The organism is Sphingomonas leidyi (assembly GCF_011761945.1).
Classification (GTDB): Bacteria; Pseudomonadota; Alphaproteobacteria; order Sphingomonadales; family Sphingomonadaceae; genus Sphingomonas; species Sphingomonas leidyi.
On sequence record NZ_JAASQV010000005.1, the window covers coordinates 85,918 to 107,850 of the forward strand.

The window sequence follows — 21,933 nt, forward strand, 5'->3', positions numbered from 1 at the left end:
GATGTGACGCCGGGAGCCGGGCAGGGAGGGGCGCATCGAGCCCATCCCTGTCCCGGAGTTCCCGATGGCAAAGCCCCGCCCGTTTCTCGGTCTTCTCGCCGGTGTCGCCGCGGGGCTGGTCGCTTCCGCGGCGATGGCCGCCTTTCAGCACCAGGCGGCGAAGCTGCTGCCCGAGGATGACAGGGACGCGGAGCCGGCGACGGAGAAGGCCGCCGGCAAGGCGAGCGAGGCGCTGATCGGCACGCCGCTGCCCGAGCCCCGGCGCGAACAGGCCGGGATGGCCGTCCCCTATATCGCCGGCGCGGTGCTCGGCGGCATCTATGGCGTCATCACCGAATACAAGCCCGAGGCGAGTGCCGGTTTCGGCGGAGCCTATGGCATTGCCACCAGCGCGCTGCTCGACGAAGCCGCCGGCCTGGCGCCGGGGCCGGAAGACACGCCGCTTGCCCAGCATGCCTATGGCGCGGCCTCGCATCTGGTCTACGGTATCGTCCTCGAAGGGGTGCGCTGGCTGATCGCCGGGCGGCGCTAGATCAGAACAGCAGCCGCTGGGCCGGAGCGTTGTGCCCCGCCGGCGCCCCGCCGCGCCGGCGCGCCAGCTCGGTCTGGGCCGTGAAGCGCACGTCCTCGTCGCGATCGTTCAGGAAGACGGCGAGCGAATCATCGTCGATCTCGCCCCATTCCTTGCCGCGATCGGGCCCGAAGCGGACGCGCGGCAGCAGCCCCGGCGATCTGGACCATTCGACCAGTTGTGCGACGCCGACCTCGTTCAGCATGTCGCGCAGATGATGCGCAGTGACATAGGCGTCGGGAAAGGCGCGGTGCGCGGGCAGGCCGCGCTCGTGCTCCAGCCCCTCGGGATTGCGCCAGTAGCGCAGGAACTGGTTCGAGAAGCCGCCGCTGTCGGGCCACAGCCGCAGCGCGCATTTCCAGGTGCAGATCCAGTCGGCGCCGCGAGTGAGGGCCGGGGTGCAATATTGCTCCTCGAAGCTTGCCCGGTGCGCCGCCAGCGCCACCCGGCGCGGCCAGGGATCGAGGATCGGCCGCGCGACGTCGTGCCACCAGGGCGCGTCGGCGACGTCCTCGTCGCGGATATGGTGGATCGCCATGGTGAGCGGAGGGATCGGCCGGCCGGGGTTCACCAACCGGTTGCCGCCTTCGCCATGGAGCTCCCAGCGCCCGTCCTTGCCCATCGCGACGTCCTGCCAGCCGATCTCGCACACGGCATGGGCCGGCGGCTTGTCGCCGGTGGTTTCGAGATCGATGACGCGGATGATGGGCGGGTGGGATGACGCCATGACCCCCAAATGGGGGGAGGGACGCGGAATTGCGAGTCAAATCGCCCGACGGGGCATCAGGCGGTGGCGGCGATCCAGCGGCGGACGAGGTCGCGCAGTGCATCGGCATGGGCGGCGACGTCGTCCGCGTCGCGCAGCTGGATCACGCCGCGATCGGGCGCCGGCCAGGCCGCGAGGCCCGCGGGATCCTCGAACCGGAAGCCCGTCGCCGTCTTCGCCGTGGCGCCGCGATGCAGGACGATCCGGACGCCGCCCTTGCGGTCGATGCCGAGCGTCACCTTGTGATCCCGCGCGTCGCGGAAGCTCGGCGCGTTCCACTTCAACTCCTCGACCAGCCCCGGCGCGGCCTCGGCCACCAGCCCTCGCAGCGCATCGACGGCGGCGCGGTGACCGGAGTCGAGCGCGTCGAGGAATGCGGGGATCGATCCGGCCGCCATCAATGCGCCACCGTCTCTCCGCGCACCAGGCCGCTCTTGGCGAGCTGATCGTCGATCTGGGCGAGCAGCCGGTCGAGCCCGGCCTGGTCCCCGGCCTCGGCACGGGCGACGAGCACGTCCTGCGTGTTCGACGCGCGCAGCAGCCACCAGCCGTCGGCGGTGTTCACGCGTGCGCCGTCGGTGCGGTCGACATCGGCGCCTTCGGCTTCCAGCCGGTCGAGCACTTCGTCGACCACCGCGAACTTGCGGCTCTCGTCCACCTGGAAGCGCATCTCGGGCGTGTTGACCAGCCTGGGCATCGCGTCCCTGAGCTCGGTCAGCGACTTGCCGATCACATGGATCGCCTGGATCAGCCGGATCGCGGCATATTGCGCATCGTCGAAGCCGTAATAATCCTGGGCGAAGAAGATGTGGCCGCTCATCTCGCCGGCGAGCGGCGCATGGGTTTCCTTCATCTTGGTCTTCACCAGGCTGTGCCCGGTCTTCCACATCAGCGGCTTGCCGCCCAGTTCCGCGACTCGGTCGAACAGCATCTGCGACGCCTTCACGTCGGCGATGATCGTCGCGCCCGGCTCCACGCGGAGGACGGGTTCGGCCAGAATGGACAGAAGCTGATCGCCCCAGATCACACGGCCTTGCCCGTCGATCGCGCCCAGCCGGTCGCCGTCGCCGTCAAAGGCAAGTCCGAAATCGAGCTGCTTCTCCGCGACGAGCCTCTTCAGATCGGCGAGGTTCTTCTCGTCGGTGGGGTCGGGATGATGATTGGGGAAATTGCCGTCCACATCGGTGAACAGCGTGTGATGCTCACCGGGCAGCAGCTTCACCAGCTTCTCGACCACCGGGCCGGCGGCGCCGTTGCCCGTATCCCATCCGACGCGATAGGCGCCGCCGGCATAGCCCGCGATCAGCCGGCCGACATACAGGTCCTCGACATCGGCGTCGGTCACGGTCTCGCTGCCGTCGCCTTCGTCCCAATCGCCTTCCGCCGCCATCCGGCCGAGCAGCTGGATCTGCTCGCCGAAGAAGCTGGCGTGCTGAAACACCATCTTGAAGCCGTTGTAATGGCCGGGATTGTGGCTGCCGGTTATCTGGATGCCGCCATCCACCTCCAGCGTTGCCTCGGCATAATATAGCATCGGCGTCGGGCCCATGCCGGTGCGCACCACCGAGCAGCCCGACTTGGTGAGCCCGTCGATCAGCGCTTCCTCGAGTGCGGGCGAGGAGAGGCGGCCGTCGCGCCCCACTGCCACGCGCGTGCCGCCGGCGCGGCGCAGCAGAGTGGCGAAGCCGCGGCCGATCGCGCGCGCATCGTCCGGGCCGAGGGTCTGCCCCACGATCCCGCGAATGTCGTACTCGCGCAGCGAAGTGGGGTCGAAGCGATGCGTCATGATGCCTCCCGGGGGAATCTCTGGCGGCCTAATTCGCGAATATCGGGGAAAGTTCAATCCGGCATCGCAAGCGCGGGCAAGAGCTCAGCGGCCGTGCCGCAGCAGCGTGTCGCGCGCCGAATTGATCCGTCGGGTCAGCTCGGCCGAGCCGCCCTTGTCCGGATGCACCGCCGAGACGAGCCGGCGATGCGCCGAGCGGATCGCCTCGTCATCGGCATCGGCCGCCACGCCCAGGATCGCGCGCGCCTCTTCCTCGGGCATGCGCGGGCCCTTTGAACGCGGCTTCAGCACGAGCAGGTACAGCGCGTAGAGGACCAGCGCCGCGATGATCAGCTTCGCCATCAGGCGAACAGCGGCATGGTGACTTCGGGGAGCGCCAGCCCGGCCATCATCTCGCGCAGTTCCTGCCGCGCGGCGACGTGCGCCAGGCCCATCTCGCCGAACTCGCGGCTGTCGAGCATGGTCAGCCCCTGGGGGAACAGCTCGCGATAGATCACGCGTTCGGAAAGCCCGGAGATCACGCGGAAGCCGACGCGCTTGGAGAGCTGGTCGATCGCCTCCGACACGCGCTTCATGTTGCGCGCCTCGATATGCTGCATGCGGTTGCGCAGCACGACCCAGTCGATCGTCTCGCCGTCCGCCTTGGCGCGGCGCTTGCGCGATTCCCAGATCAGCTCCGAATAGAAGCTGGGGCGGACGACCTTGAAGGTATCGGGATCGACCTGGCCGATCAGGTCGAAATCGACGAAGCTGTCGTTCATCGGAGTGACCAGCGTGTCGGCATTGGTGACGGCGATGCGGGCGAACTTGTCGTCGCGGCCGGGCGTGTCGATCACCAGGAAGTCCGCGCCGGTGCCCAGCCGGTCGAGCGCCTCGGAGAAATAGGCCATGCTCTCGCCGTCATGCGTGTCGTAGACCGGCATCGGCAGCTCGCGGCCCATGCGCTTCATCGTCGCGCCGCGATTGTCGAGATAGCGGCCCATGGTGCGCTGCCGATGGTCGAGATCGAAACAGGCGACGCGCGCGCCCTTCGACGCGAGCGCGATGGCGGTGTGGACCGCCGTGGTGGATTTTCCGGTGCCGCCCTTCTCGTTCGCGAATACGAGAACGTGCAGCCGCTTCGATCCTTCGCTCAACGTCTCAACATCCTTTATTGATCGATCGGCCCGCCCCCCATAGAAGGCCGCGCCTCCGTCTTATCGAAAGTGTTAACGCGTGCAAACAGTCCGTCAGCTCGAAGCCCTTCGCGAGGCGGTCGCCGCCTGGCGCCAGGCGGGCGAGCGCATCGCCCTTGTTCCCACCATGGGGGCGCTGCATGACGGGCACATGGCGCTGGTCGATGCCGCCCGGCGTGCCGCGAACCGCGTCGTCGTCTCGATCTTCGTGAACCCGAAGCAGTTCGGCCCCAATGAGGATCTCGCCAAATATCCCCGCAAGGAAGCCGCGGATTCGCGCATGCTCTCGGGCGCGGGCGTGGACCTGCTGTGGATGCCGCCGGTGGAGCTGGTCTATCCCGAAGGCTTCGCGACCAACGTCTCGGTTTCGGGCGTGAGCGAAGTGCTCGAGGGCGCGCACCGGCCGGGCCATTTCGACGGCGTGGCGACGGTGGTCGCCAAGCTGTTCGGCCAGGTCCAGCCCGACATCGCGTTCTTCGGCGAGAAGGACTGGCAGCAGCTCGCCGTGATCCGTCGCATGACCATGGACCTCGACTTGCCGGTCGAGATCCAGTCGGTGCTGACCCAGCGCGACGATGACGGCCTGGCCCTGTCGTCGCGCAACGCCTATCTGATGCCCGAGGAGCGCGCCAAGGCCGTGGCGCTGCCCCGCGCGCTCGGCGCGGCGGGCAAGGCGATCGTGGAGGGCGGCGATGTCGAGGCGGCGCTTGCCCAGGCGCGCGAGACGCTGGCCGCGGCGGGCTTCGAGATCGACTATGTCGCGCTCGCCGATGCCGCCACGCTGGCGCCCGTGACCGCCTATTCCGCCGACCGGCCGCTGCGCCTGCTCGCCGCCGCCAGGATCGGGACCACCCGGCTGATCGACAACATCGCGATACCCTGAACAATTACGGTTAACGCCGTTAACCATTTGTTTTGGATTCGAGTGCCAAACCCCATCCACCACGAAAGGGTGGAAAGGGGTAAGCGACATGGGCAGCAGCCTGAAGAGTGCGCGTTTCCTTATCGAGAGCCGGCTGCGCGATGCGGCCCGCGGCGATGCCAATGCGTGCTACGATCTGGGGATGGTCTATTCGAGCGGCGCGGATGGCATCGGCGTCGATCTGATCGAGGCGCACAAATGGTTCAACATCGCCGCGGTCACCGGCGACACGCGCGCGCAGGAATGCCGCGCCGAGATCGCCGAGGACATGACCGCGCGCGAGATCATCGAGGCACAGAAGGCCGCGCGGGCCTGGCTCCGCGGTTTCGAGGTGCGGGCGGCCTGATCCGCCGGCCTCACCTCAATCGAGGCTGAGTTCCATGTCGACCCGGTGCATTCCGGGGCCCCAGCCATCGGCGATCCGGCCGCGCGACCGTGCGCCGTAGCGCGCGAAGAAGGGCTCCGAGAGATGGCTGGCCGCGATATCGATCCTAAGGGCGCCGCCGGCCCTGGCCGACGCCATCGTCGCGGCGATCATCGCGCCGCCGGCTCCCGATCCCTGCACCGCGGGGTCGACCATGATCCAGTTCAGCCGCGCCCGCGCGCCGCGCAGCGCTACTCCGAATGCCGCGACCACCCGGCCATCGCGCTCGCATAGCCGGTACTCGCCGGCATGCGCGCGCAGATAGTCGACGAACTCGGCGCGCTCGTTCGGGGCGAAGAAGCGCGGGCAATTGGCATCGAACAACGCCAGGCAGGCGGGCAGATCCGCCTCCCCGAACGCGCGGATGCCGTGCCTCATCCCGCCTTCGCCGCGGCCTTTTTGGGCGCCGCCTTCTTGGCAGGCGCCTTCTTGGCCGGGGCCTTCTTCTTGCCCTTGCCCTTGGCGGGGCCCGCCGCCGCGCGGGCGTCGATCAGCTGGGCGGCTTCCTCGAGCGTCAGCTGGTCCTTGTCGATCGACTTGGGCAGCGTGGCGTTGGTCTCGCCGTCGGTGACATAGGCGCCGTAGCGGCCGTCCATCAGCTTGATCTCGGCCTCGGTGCGCGGATGCTTGCCGAGTACCTTCAGGGGCTCGCGCGCGGCGCCCCGGGCCGGGCGGCCCGAATTCGCCGCCGCTTCGGCCAGCTTGACCACCGCGGCGTTCATGCCGGTCTCGAACACTTCCATGGTCGAGCCGAGCCGCGCATATTTGCCGTCATGCGCCAGATACGGCCCGTAGCGGCCGATCGAGGCGGTGATCGGGTTGCCGGTCTCCGGATGGTCGCCGATCACGCGCGGCAGCTTGAGCAGCTTCAGCGCCAGCTCCAGGTCGAGCTCGACGTCCTTGGGGATCGAGGCGCGTGCCGCTTCCTTGCCCTCGCCGAGCTGGATGTACGGCCCGAACCGGCCCGACTTGCGCTCGACGTTGAGGCCCGTTTCCGGATCCTGGCCGAGCACTTCCGGCCCGCTGTCCTCGCCCGCTTCCCCGCCGGGCTGGGCGAAGCGGCGGGTATATTTGCATTCGGGATAGTTGGAGCAGGCGATGAACGCGCCGAACTTGCCGCCGCGCAGCGCCAGCCGGCCGTTGCCGCAGTTCGGGCACAGCCGCGGATCGCTGCCGTCCGCCCTTTCCGGGAACAGATAGGGCGCCAGGAACTCGTCCAGCGCCGCCGTGATGTCCGACGGCTTCTGCTCCATCACATCGGCCGTGCGCGGCTTGAAGTCCTTCCAGAAGGCTTCGAGCACCGCCTGCCACTGGGCGCGGCCGCCCGAGACGTCGTCCAGCTCCTCCTCCAGCTCGGCGGTGAAGTCGTAGTTGACGTATTTCTGGAAGAAGCGCTCGAGGAACGCCGTCAGCAGCCGCCCGCTCTCCTCGGCGAAGAAGCGGTTCTTCTCGACGCGCACATAGGCACGATCCTTGAGCACCTGGATGATCGAGGCATAGGTCGACGGGCGGCCGATCCCCAGCTCTTCCAGCCGCTTGACCAGCGAGGCTTCGGAGAAGCGGGGCGGCGGCTGGGTGAAATGCTGCTCGGCATGGACGGCCTTCTTTGCCGGAGTCGCGCCTTCGCTCATCCGCGGCAGGCGGCGCGAATCCTCGTCGCCTTCATCGTCGCGGCCTTCCTCGTAGAGCGCGAGATAGCCGGGGAAGAGCACCACCTGGCCAGTGGCGCGCAGCCCGTGCTGGCCGGTCGCGTCCTCCAGGTCGATCGTGGTGCGTTCCATCCGGGCCGAGGCCATCTGGCTGGCCAGCGCACGCTTCCAGATCAGTTCGTAGAGCCTGGCGTGATCGCCCGAGCCTGCGCGGTCCTTGCTGAAATCGGTGGGACGGATCGCTTCGTGCGCTTCCTGGGCGTTCTTGGCCTTGGTGGTGTAGACGCGCGGCTTGTCCGGCACATAGCTGCCGTCATAGCGGGTGGCGACTGCCTTGCGGGCCTCCTGGATGGCGCCGGGGTCCATCTGGACGCCGTCGGTACGCATATAGGTGATCGCGCCATCTTCGTACAAACCTTGGGCGATCCGCATCGTGTGGCTGGCCGAGAAGCCCAGCTTGCGCGCGGCTTCCTGCTGCAGCGTCGAGGTGGTGAAGGGCGGCGGCGGGTTGCGCATCGCCGGCTTGGTCTCGACCGAGACGACGGTGAAGCGGCCTTCCTCGACCGACTTCTTCGCTGCCTCGGCAGTCTTGCCGTCGCCGATCGACAGCCGGTCGAGCTTGTCGCCCTTCCACTTGACCAGGCGGCTGGTGAACGGCGTGCCGTCCTGCTCCATGTCGGCGGTGACCGACCAATATTCCTGGGCCTTGAACCCCTCGATCTCGCGCTCGCGCTCGACGATCAGGCGCAGCGCCACCGACTGGACGCGGCCGGCCGACTTGGCGCCGGGCAGCTTGCGCCACAGCACCGGCGACAAGGTGAAGCCCACCAGATAGTCGAGCGCGCGGCGCGCGCGATAGGCATCGATCAGGTCGGTATCCAGCTCGCGCGGCTGCGCCATCGCGGTCAGGATCGCCGGCTTGGTGATCGCGTTGAAGGTGACGCGCTCGACTTCCCTGGGCAGCGCCTTCTTGTTCCGGAGCACTTCCTGCACGTGCCAGCTGATCGCCTCGCCCTCGCGATCGGGGTCGGTCGCGAGGATCAGCCGGTCGGCCTTCTTCGCTTCGTCGGCGATCGCCTTCAGCTGCTTCGACTTGTCGGCATAGGTCTCCCATTCCATCGCGAACCCTTCGTCCGGGTCGACGGAGCCGTCGCGCGCAGGCAAGTCGCGGACATGGCCGTAGGAGGCGAGGACCCGATAGTCCTTGCCGAGATATTTCTCGATGGTCTTCGCCTTGGCCGGCGATTCTACGATGACGAGCTGCATGGGGGGTAAGCGTTCCTCACGTGTACGCGTGTAAGGTGGGGAGGGGAGACGGGAGCCGTCAACCCGGTTGATCTGGAACCTGAAGCGGTTTTGCGGGTATCACTCGTCGAGGCCGAGGGGGAGCAGGATATTGCCCGAAGAGACAGTGCCGCCGCAGCCGCGCCGCTCGCATCGGCGCCTGTGGGTCTTCGGAACTATCCTGGCCCTGCTCGCGGCGGCGGGCGGCGCCGCCTTTCTCTGGCTCCGCGCCGCGCTCGACGTGAAGGCCGAGGCGCCGCCGCGCGCCAGCGACGCGATCGAAGTGCCCAGACAGGTTTCCGCGATCGACGTGCCGCTCGACGTGCATGTCTCCGTCCTCAGCCGCGCGCTCGAACGGGCGGTGCCGCGCACGCTCTGGTCGATCGACCAGCGGATCGACAATTGCGTGCCGGCGCAGCGGGTGAAGCTGTTCAGCAAGAAGCTCAAGGTCACCCCCGATCTCGGCTGCACCGTGGTCGGCACGGTCACCCGCTCGGCGATCCGCCTGCGCGGCGCGGGCGACGAGATCATCGCCGACGTGCCGATCCGCGCCAATATCGCCGCGCGCCATGTCGGCGGCTTCCTCAAGGGCAAGACCGCGACGGGATCGGCGATGGTCCGTGCCCGGGTCCGCCTGTCGATGACCGCCAACTGGCAGCCCCAGGCGACCGTCCGCCTGGCCTATGACTGGACGGCGCCGCCCGGCATCGACTTCCTTGGCCGCCGCATCACCTTCACCGACAAGGCCGACGAGAAGCTCCGCCCGGTGGTGCGCGATCTGGAGCGCACGCTGCCGCGCGAGATCGCCAAGCTCAACGTCCGCGCCCGCGTTGCCGATGCCTGGCGGCAGAGCTTCACGTCGTTGCAGCTCAATGCCGAGAACCCGCCGGTCTGGATGCGGATCACGCCGCAGAAGCTCAATTATGGCGGCTATGGCCTAGCCGGGAACCGGCTGCGCCTGCGCCTTGGCCTGTCCGCGCTCACCGAGACGTTCGTCGGCCCGCGTCCCGAGGATCCCGCGCCCACGCCGCTGCCGCCGCTCGGTCGCGATGCGCATGGCGCGAAGCTTGCCTTCTTCATTCCGGTGATCGCCGACTATGCCCAGCTGGAGCCGGTGCTGCAGAAAGCGCTCGCCAAGCGCTCGATGCGGCCCTTCGCGTTACCGGGCATCGGCCCGGTGGTCGCGCGGTTCGACAAGGTGACCGGCTATGGCACCACGGGCGGCCGCATCGCGGTGGGCCTGGCGATCACCGCCCGCCGGCAGGACAGCGCGGCCGAGACGCATGGCCTGGTCTGGCTCACCGCCAGGCCGGTCAACGCTCCCGGCTCGCAGCGCGTCCATTTCGAGCAGCTGGCCGTTTCGGGCGAGACCGACCGGATCGAAGGGGACCTGCTCGTCCGCCTCGTCCAGAGCCCCGGCGTGGCCGAGACGCTGGCCGAATCGCTCACCCAGAACTTCACGCATGATTTCGACAAGCTGCTCGGCAAGGTCCGGCGCGCCATCGTCCAGAAGCGCGCCGGCGACTTCGTGATCCGCGCCGATATCGCCGATGTGCGTACCGGCGAGCTCAAGGCGGCGGGGCAGGGACTGTACCTGCCCGTCTGGGCGTCGGGCACGGCGCGGGTGGAATATACCGGCCGCTAGCCGCCCCCTCCCCTGGAAGGGAGGCGAGCGCCTTACGCGCGCATCCGCGCCCGCACCGCGTCGATATCCGCCGCCGAATGCCGCTCCGGCACGCGCTGGTCCTCCGGCCCGGTGCCGCGATTGACCAGCCGACCGCGCTGGACGGCCTCGCGCGCGCCGACTTCCGCGACCCAGCGGTTGAAATGCGCATATTCGGCGGTGTTCAGGAACTCGGCCGCGCCGGCATATGCATCGCCGCGGGCGACGCCGCCATACCAGGGCCAGATCGCGATGTCGGCGATCGTATAGTCGTCGCCCGCCATGTAGCGATTCTCTGCCAGATGCGTGTCGAGCACGTGGAGCTGGCGCTTCACTTCCATCGCATAGCGGTTGATCGCATATTCGATCTTGTAGGGCGCATAGACGAAGAAATGGCCGAAGCCGCCGCCCAGGAACGGCGCCGATCCCATCTGCCACATCAGCCAGCTCATCGTCGCCGCGCGCTTCGCCGGATCGCCCGGCAGGAAGGCGCCGAACTTCTCGGCGAGATAGACCAGGATCGCGCCGCTCTCGAACACGCGGATGGCGGGATCCACCGAATGGTCGACCATCGCGGGAATCTTCGAGTTCGGGTTGACCTCGACGAAGCCGCTGCCGAACTGGTCGCCCTCGCCGATGTTGATCTTCCACGCGTCATATTCGGCACCGCCATGGCCGGCGGCGAGCAGCTCCTCGAGCAGGATCGTCACCTTCTGCCCGTTCGGCGTGCCGAGCGAATAGAGCTGGATCGGATGCGCGCCGACCGGCAGCGCCTTTTCGTGCGTCGCGCCCGAGACCGGCCGGTTGATGTTCGCGAACTGGCCGCCGCTGGGCTGCTCCCAGGTCCACACCCGGGGCGGGACATAGCCGGCGGGCAGGTTGTTCGCGGGGTCTTGGGCGTCGGCCATGTCGGGGTTCCTTGTGGGGAGGATTGCCCCGGCGATGTAGGAACGGTCCGGGGACTTGCCAGCCCCGGTCAGGCGAAGATCTGCTCGAGTTGCGGCGACGCTTCCCTGGCCGAGAAGGAATAGATCGCCATCGCCAGGAACCAGCTGAGCACCGTCGAGCCATAGGCGAGCAGGTTGCTGGCGAGCATCGGCACCGGCGGCGCGGGGCCATATTCCGGTATGAGGAAGAGATCGAGGACGACCGACGCGACCAGGCCGGTGCCGACCACCAGAAATGCGAGGCAGATCGGCACGGCCTTGCCGCGCGTGCGGGTCCAGCTGCCGCCCAGTGCCGCTCCCATTCCCTTGCCCTCCGCGACCACGATCGGCACGCCGATCGACCAGCGCGCGAGCAGGTAGAGCCCGGGCAGCACGAGGAGGAAGATGCCGAGCAGGATTGCGAGGCCCGAGACGATGCTCAGCAGCGCATAGCTGCCGGCGCGGCCGGGCACATTGTCCGCCTGCATCAATCCCGCGCGGCGCGCCACCCGGCCGCTCACGATGAACTGGCCGAAGATGCCGATGATCCCGCCGACAAAGGCGAAGCGGGCGTCGCTGCCGCCGCCGGGCAGCACGCTCAGCGCCGTGGTGGGGAGCGCCAGCGCCAGCCAGAAGATCAGCGCGGCGCCGGGCGCGAGCCGGACCATCTCGCCGGTCCGCCGCAGGATCATGCTCGTGTCGAAATCTTCCATTCCGTCCCCCTCACCCGACCGCCAAGCTTACCCGCCCGCCCGCATGCCGCTCCAGCCGCCCGGCCAGCTCCAGCTCGAGCAGCACAGTCTGCACCACCGCCGGCGCCAGCCCCGATTGCCGGATCAGCTCGTCCGCCGCCACCGGCACCGGCCCGAGCAGCCCGGTCACCGCGCGGCGATCCGCATCGCCCGCATCCTCGGGCGGCGGGCCGCGCCAGCCGGTGCCCGGCACGCGCACTGCCCGCGGATCGATCGGACGGACCATCTCGAGGATGTCGTCCACGCCCTGCACCAGAGTCGCGCCCTCGCGGATCAGCAGGTTGCAGCCCTGCGCCCGCGGGTCGAGCGGCGAGCCGGGCACCGCCATCACCTCGCGCCCCGCCTCGGCGGCGATCCGCGCGGTGATCAGCGAGCCGGAGCGCGGCGCCGCTTCCACCACCACCGTGCCGAGCGCGAGCCCGGCGATGATCCGGTTGCGCGCCGGGAAGAAGCGGGCGAGCGGCTCGGTGCCTGGCGGCTGTTCCGCCAGCAGCAGCCCCTCGCGCGCCACGCGCTCCTGCAGCTCGCGATTCTCGGGCGGAAAGGCGATGTCGATCCCGCTTGCGATCACTCCCACCGTGCCGCTGGCGAGCGAGCCGATATGCGCGGCGGTGTCGATCCCCCGCGCCAGCCCCGAGACCAGCGTCACCCCGGCCTCGCCCAGCCCGAGCGCGAGCTGGCGGGCGAAGCGACAGGCGGCGGCCGAGGCATTGCGCGCGCCGACGATGGCGACGGTGGGCCGGGCGAGAAGCGCCGGCCGGCCCCGAAGGATCAGCGCGGGCGGCGCATTCTCCAGCTCGGCGAGGAGCGGAGGATAGTCTGCATCTCCCAGGAACAGATAGCGTGCGCCCAGCCGCTCGACGGCCGCGATCTCGCGCCGCACCGCGCCCGGATCCGCGATCGCCGGCGCCCGCCCGCCGCCACGCGCGGCCAGCATCGGCAGCGCGTCGAGCGCCGCCTCGGCGTTGCCGAAGCGGGCGATCAACTGGGCATAGGTGACGGGGCCGATATTGGCGGAGCGCAACAGCCTTAGCCGTGCCTCCCGCGTGTCAGCCACTTTTCTTCCCGATGCGGGGCTCGGTGCCGTTCAGCAGGCGATCGATGTTGGCGCGGTGCTTCCACAGCACGATCATCGCCAGCGCGAGCAGCATCAGCACCAGCTCGATCCGCCCGAAAAAGGCGGCGCTCACCGGCGCGCTGATCGCCGCGCTCATCCCGGCGAGCGAGGAGATGCGCAGTATCGCCAGCAACCCGAGCCAGACCACCGCGAACACGATCGCCGAGGGCCAGTGGAGCGCGAGCACGACGCCCATCATCGTCGCCACGCCCTTGCCGCCGTTGAAGCGCAGCCACACCGGGTAGCAATGGCCGATGAACGCGGCGAGCCCGCCCAATATGCCGCCGCCCGGCACGAGCGCGCCGGCGATCCACACCGCGGCGGCACCCTTGGCGAGATCGAGCAGCAGCGTCGCCGCGGCCAGCCCCTTGCGCCCGGTGCGCAGCACGTTGGTCGCGCCGATATTGCCCGAGCCGATCTGGCGCAGGTCGCCGGCGCCGAAGAAGCGCGTGAGCAGCAGCCCGAACGGAATCGAGCCCAGCAGATAGCCGAGCAGCAAGACCCCTGCGGGTGCGAGCCATGGAATGTCGGTCGTCATTCATCCCCCTGCGCCTGCCAACATAGTGGCTGGCGGCAGAGGCGCAATGACGCGGATGACGCGCAATCGGATGTATCGGCCGGTTGCGTCGGGGCGAGGTTGACGCTGCCTCGCGCCCGGCCCATGCCGCGCGGCGATGTCCGACGATCGGCCCGTCCTGTTCTTCGATTCCGGCGTTGGCGGGCTTTCGGTGCTTGCGCCCTGCGCGGCGCTGCTGCCGCACGCGCCGCTCGTCTATGTCGCCGATTCGGCGGGCTTTCCCTATGGCACCCGCAGCGAGGGCGAGATCGCCGCGCGCGTGCCCGCCCTGCTCGGCCGCCTTGCCGAGCGCTACGATCCGCGCCTGATCGTCATTGCCTGCAACACCGCGTCCACGATCGCGCTCCAGCATGTCCGTGCCGCGCTCGACGTGCCGATCGTCGGCACCGTGCCTGCGATCAAGCCGGCCGCGGCGATCAGCGAGACGCGGGTGATCGGCGTGCTGGGCACCGAAGCGACCGTGCGCCAGCCCTATGTCGACGATCTCGCGGCACGCTTTGCCGGCGATTGCACGGTCCTGCGCCACGGTTCGGCCGAACTGGTGGAGATTGCGGAGGCCGCGCTGGAAGGGGTGCCCCCGATCCCGGCGCGGATGCGCGCCGTGCTCGCCGGGCTGTTCGGCCAGCCGGGCGGCGAACGGATCGACGTGATCGTCAATGCCTGCACGCATTTCCCGCTGGTCGAGGCCGAACTCGCCGTCGCCGCGCCGCATCCCGTGCGCTTCGTCGATGGCGGCCCGGGCATCGCCCGGCGCGTCGCCCATCTGACCCAGGGACAGGGCTGGCCCTCGGCGCCGGTGCCGGGGAAGGCGGTGTTCACGGCGCGCAGCGCACGGACCGAGATGCTGGCGCCGGCCCTGGCGCGCTACGGCCTGGTCGAAATCGAATCGCTCTAGGCTGCGGGATTCACATCCTCTCCCACGTCATCCCTGTGCAGCCCTGAATCCTCGCCTGCGCGGGGAAGACGGGTGGGGGAACCTGAATCCCCAGCCCGGCCCTCAGGCCTGGACGCAGGGCACGGCGACGACGGCGATGTCGCGCAGCCGCGCCGAATAGCGATCGGCCATTTCCAGATGGACGCGCCGCGCGATCATGTCGTCGCTGCGCGCGGCATGCTCGCGCTCCTGGCGCTCGCGTCTGGCGAAATATTCCATGTCCCTGACCGTCATGGCCCGATGCTCCTGTTCAGGCGGAGGCGCGCTAGGTCTCTTGGCCGTGGGCCCGCTCGGTAGCCGAGTCGCCCACGATGCCTCCTGCTTACCACAAGTCGCGCCGTTCCTGCAGCAATCCCTATCGATTCCGGATCAATGGCATTTTGTTTTCGATCAAAGGAGAGACGGGCGCTCCGATTAGGCATTATGTCCAACTGGAAATCGCCCGATTTTGGCGATAGGAACGCTGCATGCACAGCGCAGACAGCCCCGCGCCCGTCGACTATTCCCGGGTTTTCTCGTCCGCGATCGACCGGCTGCACGCCGAGGGCCGCTACCGCGTCTTCATCGATATCCTGCGCAACAAGGGCATGTTCCCCAATGCGCGCTGCTTCGCCGGCCATAACGGCCCGAAGCCGATCACCGTCTGGTGCTCGAACGACTATCTGGCGATGGGCCAGCATCCCAAGGTGATCGCGGCGATGGAGGAGGCCCTGCACGACGTCGGTGCCGGCTCGGGCGGCACGCGCAACATCGGCGGCAACACCCATTATCATATCGAGCTGGAGCATGAGCTTGCCGACCTCCACGGCAAGCAGGGCGCGCTGCTCTTCACGTCCGGCTATGTCTCCAACGAAGCGACGCTCTCCACGCTCGCCAAGATCCTGCCCGGCTGCATCGTCTATTCGGACGAGCTCAACCATGCCTCGATGATCGCCGGCATCCGCAATTCGGGCTGCGAGAAGCGCGTCTTCCGCCACAACGACCTGGCCCATCTCGAGGCGCTGCTCGCGGCGGACGACCCCGCGGTGCCCAAGCTGATCGCGTTCGAGAGCGTCTATTCGATGGATGCCGACATCGCCCCGATCGCCGCGATCTGCGACCTGGCCGACAAGTACAACGCGCTGACCTATCTCGACGAGGTCCATGCCGTCGGCATGTACGGCCCGCGCGGCGGCGGCATTTCGGAGCGCGACGGCGTTGCGGACCGGCTGACGATCATCGAGGGTACGCTCGGCAAGGCGTTCGGCGTGATGGGCGGCTATATCGCGGCCGACCAGATGATCATCGACGTGATCCGCAGCTATGCGCCGGGCTTCATCTTCACCACCTCGCTCTCGCCCGTGCTCGTCGCCGGCGCGCTGGCCAGCGTGAAGCACCTGAAGGGCTCCGCCGAGGAGCGCGAGGGCCAGCAGGCGGCCGCGGCGACGCTCAAGGCGATGATGGCCGATGCGGGCCTGCCGGTGATGCCCTCGACCACGCATATCGTGCCGCTGATGGTCGGCGATCCGGTCAAGGCCAAGAAGATCAGCGATGTCCTGCTCGCCGAATATGGCGTCTACGTCCAGCCGATCAATTATCCCACCGTGCCGCGCGGCAGCGAGCGGCTGCGCTTCACGCCCGGCCCCGCGCATGACGAGGCCATGATGCGCGAGCTGGTCGATGCACTGGTCGAGATCTGGGGCCGGTTGGAGCTGCGGCTGGCGGCTTGAAGTGAAGCGCGCTCCCGACACCCGTTGGAAGCGCGACGCCTTGCTCGGTGCGCTGCCCGGTGTCGCCTGGATGGCCTTCATGCTGGTTCGGGGCGGGTTCGGCGCCTATCGGCTCGGGCTGTTCACGCTATCGATCCTCTTCGCCACCGCCGGCACCTATATCGGCCATCGCGTCGCACGACCGCTGCGCAGCTATCTCATCGTCCTGCTCGTATCGGTCGGCCTCGCGATCCTGCTGCGCCTCGTTGCGCCGAATCCCGCCGCGCCGATCTTCTGGTTCGCGCTGACTGCGTTCGGCGTCTTCTGGGCCTGGTATTGGGAGCGGACCGAGCCGCTCCCCAAGGCTTAGGCTTCCGCTGCGCGCGCCGGCAGGAAGCGGCTGTTGCGGAGCAGCCCGGCCGAGACCAGCGACACGATCGCGCCCACCGGGAAGATCTCCGAAAAGGTGATCGGCAGCCGGAGGAACGGGTTGTGATAGGTGGCGCGGAAACTCTCCAGCTCGGCCTTGGCGCTGGCCAGTTCCGCGCCGGTCTTGCCCTGGAGCGAGCCCCCGGCGAACTTGTCGACGAACGCGTCGATCCCGATCATGTGGAGCGCCGCGTCCCAGCAGAGCGTATAGACGATGCCCGCGACCAGGCTGATGCCCAGCCCCAGCCCGAATGCGGGCAGGAAGCGGATCACGCCGCCCTGCGTCACGTCGCGCTGGCGCTTGATCGCGATGAAGATGGTGCTCAGGCCGATCAGCATGATCAGATAGCCGATCGCCATGCCGTATTGGTCGACGGCGCCTTCGAAGTTGAGGACGACGATGGAGAGCAGGCCGCCGGCGATCAGTCCGCCGATCGCGCCATAAGCCAAAGCGGTGCGGAGCATGTCGATGTCCTCCTTGGGTTCAGGTTGCGCCCGAAGGAAGCATCGGGCAAGCCCGCCCGGCAATCGCCCGAAGGGATGATTTGCGTGAAATGCGCAGCACCAGGCCCCGGCCACGGATCCGGCTCAGCGAACGATCCCCAGTTCCCGCGCCCGCGCCACGGCGTCTCCGCGACGCTTGGCACCAAGCTTGTCCAGCAGCCGGGCGACATGCGTCTTCACTGTGTTCGGCGAAACGCCCAGCCGCTCGGCGATCTCCTGGTTCGATCGGCCGGCGCGCAGTTCGTCCAGCACTTCCAGTTCGCGCGGCGAAAGTCCCAGCGTCGCCACCGCGCGCGGATTGCCGTCGAAGCCGCGCGCGGCCGGCCGCGCCATCCCCTTCATGCCCAGGAACACGCCCAGCGCAAGGAAGCCGCAGGCGATCAGGAAGACATAGACGTCGCCGGCATGCGAGCGCACCAGCCGCTGATAGTCGAGCCATTCGAGCAGCAGCGTGCCCGCGGCCAGGAGCGCGCCGTACAGGACGATGCGCCTCCATATCATGTCCTCAGTCCCGCGTCAGCGTCGCGCTCCACACATAGCCGCGCAGGGAGGAGCGGAAGTCGAGGCGCAGGCCCTGTTCCTCGGCGACGCGCTTCAGCACCGCGGGCAGTTCGGCGCGTGGGAACACGTGGAAGTCGTTGAGCGACTTGAAATGGAGCCGCTTGGCGAACCCCGGCAGCCGCTCATACTGGCCGAAATCGACGATGTGCAGGCTGCCGCCCGGCGCCAGCGCCCTGGCCCCCAGCTCGATCGCCTCCACCCAGGGCGGGATCATCGAGAGCGTGTAGCTCATGAACACCCGGTCGAGCTTCTCCAGCCCGAACAGGCTGGTCACGTCGAACGCGCCCGCATCGCCCTGCGCCAGCGTGATCCTGCTCCCCAGGCCGTTCTTCTCGACCGAGGCGCGCGCGGTTTCCAGCATCGCTTCGCTGATGTCGAAGCCGAAGAAGCGCGCCCGCGGGAAGCGCTTCGCCGCGACGATCAGGTTGCGCGCGGTGCCGCAGCCCACTTCCAGCACCGTCCCGCCCTCGGGCGGGTTCAGCCCGCGGATCAGCGCATCGCGCCCCAGCAGGTAGAATTTGCGCGTGAAGTCATAGAAGTGGCGATGGAGCGCATAGGTCGCGTCCATCAGCCCCTTCTGGTCGGCCCCCCCGGTCGCGGCACTCATGCGTGCGGCTTCAGCGTCCAGACGTGCGTCGCGCCATAGACCGAGGAGCGGTCGCGGCGGGTCCAGTCGTCGAGCTTGGCCTGGTCCTCATATTCCCACTGATCCATGATCGCGTCGGGGATATGGCCCCTCACCACGTCGGGGATCGCCGCGGTGCGATAGAGCACGCGGGCGCCCGGCTTGGCGGTGCGGGTGATCTCGTTCCAGATGCGGGTGAGCTGCTCGTCGGTCATCCAGTCCTGCGCATCGAGCAGGATGAAGCGATCGAGCGACTGGGCGGGCATCGATTCGAGATAGTCGGCATAATTGGTGTGGCGGATCTCGACGCGGTCGGCACGCGCGCGCACCACATCCCAGTTCTTCGCCTCGAGATAGGGCGGCAGCGGCGCGTCCGGCCCCTCGCCATAGCCGCGGCCGAATGCCTGCCAGGCGTAGAAATTGTCCTTCAGGTCGAAGTCGCAGGCGAGCTTGCGCAGGCGGCTCCTGAGCGCGCCGGTGATCCCCGCCTGGTCGTCGACCTTGAGCAGGTCGTACTGCGCCGGCGGAATGCCGAAGCCGAACAGCGCGGCGGGCTGGTCGACCAGCCAGCGCAGGAACTTCTTCTCGAAGAAGGGGGCGAAGCGCGTCTCGAAGATCTGGCGCTGCTCCTCGATGGTCTTCGCCGCCAGGATCTCGCGCGGATCGATGCCATAGCGGTGCGCGAGCCAGTGGACGAAGCCGATCAGCCGGCCGAGCAGGCCATATTTGTAGAAGCCGTGCCGGAACGCGTCGATCCGGCGGGTGCCGTTCAGGCCGCGGCGCTCCCAATAGTCGCGATAGGGCGCGTCGAGGTGCGGCGCGATATGCTGGCGATAGGCCTCGACATTCTCCGCCTTGTTCGCCTGGCCGAAGAAGCGGTGGAACGAAGCATAGTCGGGCAGGTTCAGCACCGCCTGCTTCTTGAGGTTGTTGAGCGCGATGTGCGCCGGGTTCAGGTCCACCGCAGTGATCCTGGCCGGGTTCGCCGTCAGATAGGAGAAGACGTTGCACCCGCCCGACGCGATCGTCACCATGTGGTGATCCGGCTGGAGCTGCAGCGCCTCCATGTCGATCACCGGATCCTCCCAGATCTGCGGATAGACCAGGCCCCGGAACGCGAAGGTGAAGGCCCGCTCGAGCAGGCCTTCCTTGGTGAGATGCTCGTGGCGATGCACGGCACCGCGGACGGCGACATTCTTCGGCGTCTTGGTAATCGAACCCATCAGTGACTCCTGGGCGCCCGGCGGGCGGCGGCGTTCCGCCACGCCCTATTACCCCTTTGTGACGAACCGGCGTCACCCTTGGGTCAGGAGTGCTGTAAAATCAATCCCGTGTCATGCTCCCGGCCATCGGCCAGTCGGTATCGCCGATGCGTTTCAGGGTCATCCTGAAGAAGGGGCGGGGCGGCTGGCCGTCGGCGACGAAGTCGCCGGTCTCGGTCCAGGTGGTGCCGTCGAAGCTGGCCTTGTACCGCACGCGGGCGGCGGGCCCGGCCGGCACTTCCCAGGCATAGCCCCGCTCGGCCGCGATCAGCGGGAAGCTGCCCGATCGGCCACCCGTGTGGCTCGCCATGGTGAAGGCCTTCGCGGCGGGATCGTAGGAGACGACGGCGAAGGCATTGAACGGCACCCTGCCGTCCGCGCCGAACGACTTGCCTTCGATCAGCGTGATCGTGCCGCCGAGCAGCGTGCCGACGCGCTCGGTATGCGTCACCACCAGTTCCTTGCCGCCCGGCATCTGCATCCGCGCCTCGCCGCGCCATTTGCCGTGCATCCAGTCGAGCTTGTGCATCGCTTCGGCCTGCGCGGCCATTGCGGCGGTGTCGGCGGCCTGGGCGTGCGCCGCGGCGGGCAGGGCGAGCGCGGCGAGCGTGAAGGCGAGGGGGAACATGGGGCGAAGCATGGGGTCTCCCGTTGTGATCCCGGGCCGCGCATGGCAGCCTCTCCGCCATGCCCGCCGCCCGATCGCTCCGCACTGGCCCCGTCGCCCGCCTCGCCGGCAAGCGCGGTTTCGCGAAGCGCGCGCCCGGCTTCGCGAAACGCGCGCTGCCCCGGGCGCCGGTGCCCGGTTTTCCCTTGCTGTGGATCGCCTGCCTGGCCGCGGCCGCGCTGATGGTGGTCACCGGCGGGTTCGGCACCGGCGCATTGCCGCTCGGCACGCGCATCGCTTTCTGGCTGCTGCTGATGGGGTGGAACGCGCTCAAATGGCAGGCGCTGTTTGCCTGGGGCGTGCGCAAGCCGGGCGACTGGCCGCGCGTCTCGCTCTTCGGCACGATCCCGCTCAACCTGCCCCTGCCGTTCGAGATCTGGCTGTGCGGCCGTGCCGTCGGCGTCGAGATGCAGGCCGTGCCGGTGGAGGTATGGCTGGGCGCGGCAGCGATCAGCACGGGGATCTTCGCGGTCTGCTGGGCTGTCGCCTGGCTGATGCTGCGCCGGATGCGCCCGATACGCGCCGATACCGGCCTGCTCGCCCGCGCCCGGGTTCCCGCCGGCGACCTCGCGGCGATCGAGGCCGAGGACCATTATTGCCGCATCCACCGCCGCGACGGCGGGAGCGCGCTGATCCATTATCGTTTCGGCGACGCGCTGGAGGAAGTCGCCGGCCTCGACGGTCTCCAGGTCCATCGCGGCGCGTGGGCGGCGGCGGATGCGGTGGAAGGCGCGGAACGCGACGGCCGCAAATGGCGCCTGCTCCTCGCCGGCGGCGGCAGCGTGCCGGTCAGCGCCACCTATGCGGCGGCGGCGCGGGCGCGGGGATGGTTGCGGGCGACGCGCTGACCGTCACCCCGGCCTCGTGCCGGGGCGACGGTCGGGGAAAGGCCTAATCCCGGCAATAGCCTTCGCCGGACTTCACGGTCAGGCAGTCCTTCTTGCCCGCCAGATATTTCAGGCCGGTCGCATCGCCGTCGCTGGCGCGCAGCACCTGCTTTCCGTCCGGCCGCTCGAAGGCAATGCCGTCGCGCGTGCCCCTACCCTCGAAGCTCCCCTTGTCGTCGAGCGTATATTGCATCTCGAGCTTGTAGGTGCCGGCGTCCTTGCCCTTGGCGACGACCAGATAGGTGCCCTCGACGCCCTTCCAGCGGCCGACCCAGCCGTCATGCGCCACCGGCTTGCCGGAGACTTCCCTCTTCAGATCGGCGGCGCCCTCGGCGACGGCATTGGCTATGGAGCCGCCCACCGCCACCGCGGCATTGCCGGCGGTCTCGGTGGCATTGGCGGTGGCATCGCCGGCCTTGTCGGCGGCGTTGCACGCGGCGAGCGCCAGTGCGGGCGCGAGGATCAGGAGCGGCCGCATCAGCGCGTCGCCTCGTCGATCGCGTTGCCGACATGCTCGGCACGGTTGCCGATATCGTCGGCCGTGTTGCCGATCGCGGCGCCGGCATCGTCGGCGGCGTTGCCCAGCGTGTTGCCCATGTCGTTCATGCTGTTCGCCAGCGAGTCGCCGGTGCGGTCGAGCGAGTTGGACAAATTGCTCTCGGCACCGGGCGAGCAGGCTGCGAGGCCCAGGGCCAGCACCGGAAGCAGGGTGAAAATCGTCTTGCGCATGTCTCTCTCCGAATAGTCGGTCTAGCCAGCAGGTT

27 protein-coding genes are annotated in these 21,933 nt (G+C 68.6%); 8 read left to right on the forward strand and 19 right to left on the reverse strand.

From position 1 onward, the window contains the following. Positions 1–64: 64 nt before the first annotated feature. Positions 65–532, forward strand: a complete 468-nt coding sequence (locus tag FHR20_RS19530) for a DUF1440 domain-containing protein (protein WP_167301293.1) — start codon at positions 65–67, stop codon at positions 530–532. A 1-nt stretch (position 533) separates the two neighbouring features. Here the strand turns inward: FHR20_RS19530 and FHR20_RS19535 are convergent, their stop codons facing one another. The 5 genes from FHR20_RS19535 to FHR20_RS19555 all read right to left on the reverse strand — a co-directional run bounded on the left by FHR20_RS19535 (position 534) and on the right by FHR20_RS19555 (position 4,259). Beyond that, complete coding sequence (locus FHR20_RS19535) at positions 534–1,298, reverse strand: exonuclease domain-containing protein (RefSeq protein WP_167301294.1); 765 nt, start codon at positions 1,296–1,298, stop codon at positions 534–536. Positions 1,299–1,354: 56 nt separating this feature from the next. Then, a complete protein-coding gene (locus FHR20_RS19540; RefSeq protein ID WP_167301295.1) occupies positions 1,355–1,735 on the reverse strand; it encodes a DUF1801 domain-containing protein in 381 nt (126 codons plus the stop codon). Next, on the reverse strand, positions 1,735–3,123 hold the full coding sequence (gene pgmG / locus FHR20_RS19545) for a phosphoglucomutase/phosphomannomutase PgmG (protein ID WP_167301296.1): 1,389 nt from the start codon (positions 3,121–3,123) through the stop codon (positions 1,735–1,737). The genes FHR20_RS19540 and pgmG overlap by 1 nt, the downstream gene beginning before the upstream one ends. 84 nt (positions 3,124–3,207) lie before the next feature. After that, positions 3,208–3,465 carry a J domain-containing protein gene (locus FHR20_RS19550; RefSeq protein ID WP_086128232.1) on the reverse strand — a complete coding sequence of 86 codons (258 nt, stop codon included), beginning with the start codon at positions 3,463–3,465 and terminating at the stop codon, positions 3,208–3,210. Beyond that, positions 3,465–4,259, reverse strand: a complete 795-nt coding sequence (locus FHR20_RS19555; RefSeq protein ID WP_086128233.1) for a division plane positioning ATPase MipZ — start codon at positions 4,257–4,259, stop codon at positions 3,465–3,467. The genes FHR20_RS19550 and FHR20_RS19555 overlap by 1 nt, the downstream gene beginning before the upstream one ends. A gap of 79 nt (positions 4,260–4,338) precedes the next feature. Here FHR20_RS19555 and panC point away from each other — a divergent pair, with 79 nt between their 5' ends. Both panC and FHR20_RS19565 read left to right on the forward strand, forming a co-directional pair. Then, the gene (panC, locus tag FHR20_RS19560; RefSeq protein WP_167301297.1) at positions 4,339–5,181 is read left to right on the forward strand and encodes a pantoate--beta-alanine ligase; all 843 of its coding nucleotides are present in this window, start codon (positions 4,339–4,341) and stop codon (positions 5,179–5,181) included. An 88-nt stretch (positions 5,182–5,269) separates the two neighbouring features. Continuing rightward, positions 5,270–5,566: an SEL1-like repeat protein gene (locus FHR20_RS19565; protein ID WP_167301298.1), complete on the forward strand. Its 297-nt coding sequence runs from the start codon at positions 5,270–5,272 to the stop codon at positions 5,564–5,566. Positions 5,567–5,581: 15 nt separating this feature from the next. On the opposite strand, the gene FHR20_RS19570 is transcribed toward FHR20_RS19565, so the two are convergent. Both FHR20_RS19570 and topA read right to left on the reverse strand, forming a co-directional pair. Continuing rightward, positions 5,582–6,022 carry a GNAT family N-acetyltransferase gene (locus FHR20_RS19570; protein WP_167301299.1) on the reverse strand — a complete coding sequence of 147 codons (441 nt, stop codon included), beginning with the start codon at positions 6,020–6,022 and terminating at the stop codon, positions 5,582–5,584. After that, positions 6,019–8,559: a type I DNA topoisomerase gene (topA, locus tag FHR20_RS19575; protein WP_167301300.1), complete on the reverse strand. Its 2,541-nt coding sequence runs from the start codon at positions 8,557–8,559 to the stop codon at positions 6,019–6,021. The genes FHR20_RS19570 and topA overlap by 4 nt, the downstream gene beginning before the upstream one ends. A gap of 130 nt (positions 8,560–8,689) precedes the next feature. On the opposite strand from topA, the gene FHR20_RS19580 reads away from it, so the two are divergent. Continuing rightward, positions 8,690–10,222 carry a DUF4403 family protein gene (locus FHR20_RS19580; protein ID WP_243857667.1) on the forward strand — a complete coding sequence of 511 codons (1,533 nt, stop codon included), beginning with the start codon at positions 8,690–8,692 and terminating at the stop codon, positions 10,220–10,222. A 32-nt stretch (positions 10,223–10,254) separates the two neighbouring features. Here the strand turns inward: FHR20_RS19580 and yghU are convergent, their stop codons facing one another. The 4 genes from yghU to plsY form a co-directional block, all read right to left on the reverse strand. Further along, positions 10,255–11,148 carry a glutathione-dependent disulfide-bond oxidoreductase gene (gene yghU / locus FHR20_RS19585; RefSeq protein ID WP_167301301.1) on the reverse strand — a complete coding sequence of 298 codons (894 nt, stop codon included), beginning with the start codon at positions 11,146–11,148 and terminating at the stop codon, positions 10,255–10,257. A gap of 68 nt (positions 11,149–11,216) precedes the next feature. Then, entirely contained in the window at positions 11,217–11,879 is a 663-nt protein-coding gene (locus FHR20_RS19590) for a hypothetical protein (RefSeq protein ID WP_167301302.1), read from the reverse strand. 10 nt (positions 11,880–11,889) lie between these two features. Then, a complete protein-coding gene (dprA, locus tag FHR20_RS19595; protein ID WP_167301303.1) occupies positions 11,890–12,975 on the reverse strand; it encodes a DNA-processing protein DprA in 1,086 nt (361 codons plus the stop codon). Further along, a complete protein-coding gene (gene plsY / locus FHR20_RS19600) occupies positions 12,968–13,573 on the reverse strand; it encodes a glycerol-3-phosphate 1-O-acyltransferase PlsY (RefSeq protein ID WP_167301304.1) in 606 nt (201 codons plus the stop codon). Before plsY ends, dprA begins: the two co-directional genes overlap by 8 nt. Before the next feature lie 136 nt (positions 13,574–13,709). Here plsY and murI point away from each other — a divergent pair, with 136 nt between their 5' ends. Further along, positions 13,710–14,507, forward strand: coding sequence for a glutamate racemase (gene murI, locus FHR20_RS19605; RefSeq protein WP_167301305.1), 798 nt, complete (start codon positions 13,710–13,712; stop codon positions 14,505–14,507). A gap of 102 nt (positions 14,508–14,609) precedes the next feature. Here the strand turns inward: murI and FHR20_RS19610 are convergent, their stop codons facing one another. Then, positions 14,610–14,780, reverse strand: a complete 171-nt coding sequence (locus FHR20_RS19610; protein WP_167301306.1) for a hypothetical protein — start codon at positions 14,778–14,780, stop codon at positions 14,610–14,612. 233 nt (positions 14,781–15,013) lie between these two features. Between FHR20_RS19610 and hemA the strand changes: the two genes are divergently transcribed. Together hemA and FHR20_RS19620 are read left to right on the forward strand one after the other, a co-directional pair. After that, positions 15,014–16,255: a 5-aminolevulinate synthase gene (hemA, locus tag FHR20_RS19615; protein WP_167301307.1), complete on the forward strand. Its 1,242-nt coding sequence runs from the start codon at positions 15,014–15,016 to the stop codon at positions 16,253–16,255. A 1-nt stretch (position 16,256) separates the two neighbouring features. Then, positions 16,257–16,604 carry a hypothetical protein gene (locus FHR20_RS19620; RefSeq protein WP_167301308.1) on the forward strand — a complete coding sequence of 116 codons (348 nt, stop codon included), beginning with the start codon at positions 16,257–16,259 and terminating at the stop codon, positions 16,602–16,604. Here the strand turns inward: FHR20_RS19620 and FHR20_RS19625 are convergent. The 5 genes from FHR20_RS19625 to FHR20_RS19645 form a co-directional block, all read right to left on the reverse strand. Beyond that, complete coding sequence (locus FHR20_RS19625) at positions 16,601–17,128, reverse strand: DUF4199 domain-containing protein (RefSeq protein WP_167301309.1); 528 nt, start codon at positions 17,126–17,128, stop codon at positions 16,601–16,603. The two genes, FHR20_RS19620 and FHR20_RS19625, sit on opposite strands and share 4 nt — an antisense overlap. Positions 17,129–17,251: 123 nt before the next feature. After that, positions 17,252–17,668, reverse strand: coding sequence for a response regulator transcription factor (locus tag FHR20_RS19630; RefSeq protein ID WP_167301310.1), 417 nt, complete (start codon positions 17,666–17,668; stop codon positions 17,252–17,254). Between the two features lie 4 nt (positions 17,669–17,672). After that, a complete protein-coding gene (locus FHR20_RS19635) occupies positions 17,673–18,335 on the reverse strand; it encodes a class I SAM-dependent methyltransferase (protein WP_167301311.1) in 663 nt (220 codons plus the stop codon). After that, positions 18,332–19,576, reverse strand: a complete 1,245-nt coding sequence (locus tag FHR20_RS19640; RefSeq protein ID WP_167301312.1) for a BtaA family protein — start codon at positions 19,574–19,576, stop codon at positions 18,332–18,334. Before FHR20_RS19640 ends, FHR20_RS19635 begins: the two co-directional genes overlap by 4 nt. 100 nt (positions 19,577–19,676) lie before the next feature. Further along, complete coding sequence (locus tag FHR20_RS19645; RefSeq protein ID WP_243857669.1) at positions 19,677–20,255, reverse strand: DUF1579 family protein; 579 nt, start codon at positions 20,253–20,255, stop codon at positions 19,677–19,679. Between the two features lie 47 nt (positions 20,256–20,302). Here FHR20_RS19645 and FHR20_RS19650 point away from each other — a divergent pair, with 47 nt between their 5' ends. After that, on the forward strand, positions 20,303–21,130 hold the full coding sequence (locus tag FHR20_RS19650) for a LytTR family DNA-binding domain-containing protein (RefSeq protein ID WP_167301313.1): 828 nt from the start codon (positions 20,303–20,305) through the stop codon (positions 21,128–21,130). A gap of 43 nt (positions 21,131–21,173) precedes the next feature. On the opposite strand, the gene FHR20_RS19655 is transcribed toward FHR20_RS19650, so the two are convergent. Together FHR20_RS19655 and FHR20_RS19660 are read right to left on the reverse strand one after the other, a co-directional pair. Continuing rightward, positions 21,174–21,647, reverse strand: a complete 474-nt coding sequence (locus FHR20_RS19655; protein WP_167301314.1) for a hypothetical protein — start codon at positions 21,645–21,647, stop codon at positions 21,174–21,176. Next, the gene (locus FHR20_RS19660; protein ID WP_167301315.1) at positions 21,647–21,898 is read right to left on the reverse strand and encodes a hypothetical protein; all 252 of its coding nucleotides are present in this window, start codon (positions 21,896–21,898) and stop codon (positions 21,647–21,649) included. The genes FHR20_RS19655 and FHR20_RS19660 overlap by 1 nt, the downstream gene beginning before the upstream one ends. Positions 21,899–21,933: the final 35 nt, after the last annotated feature.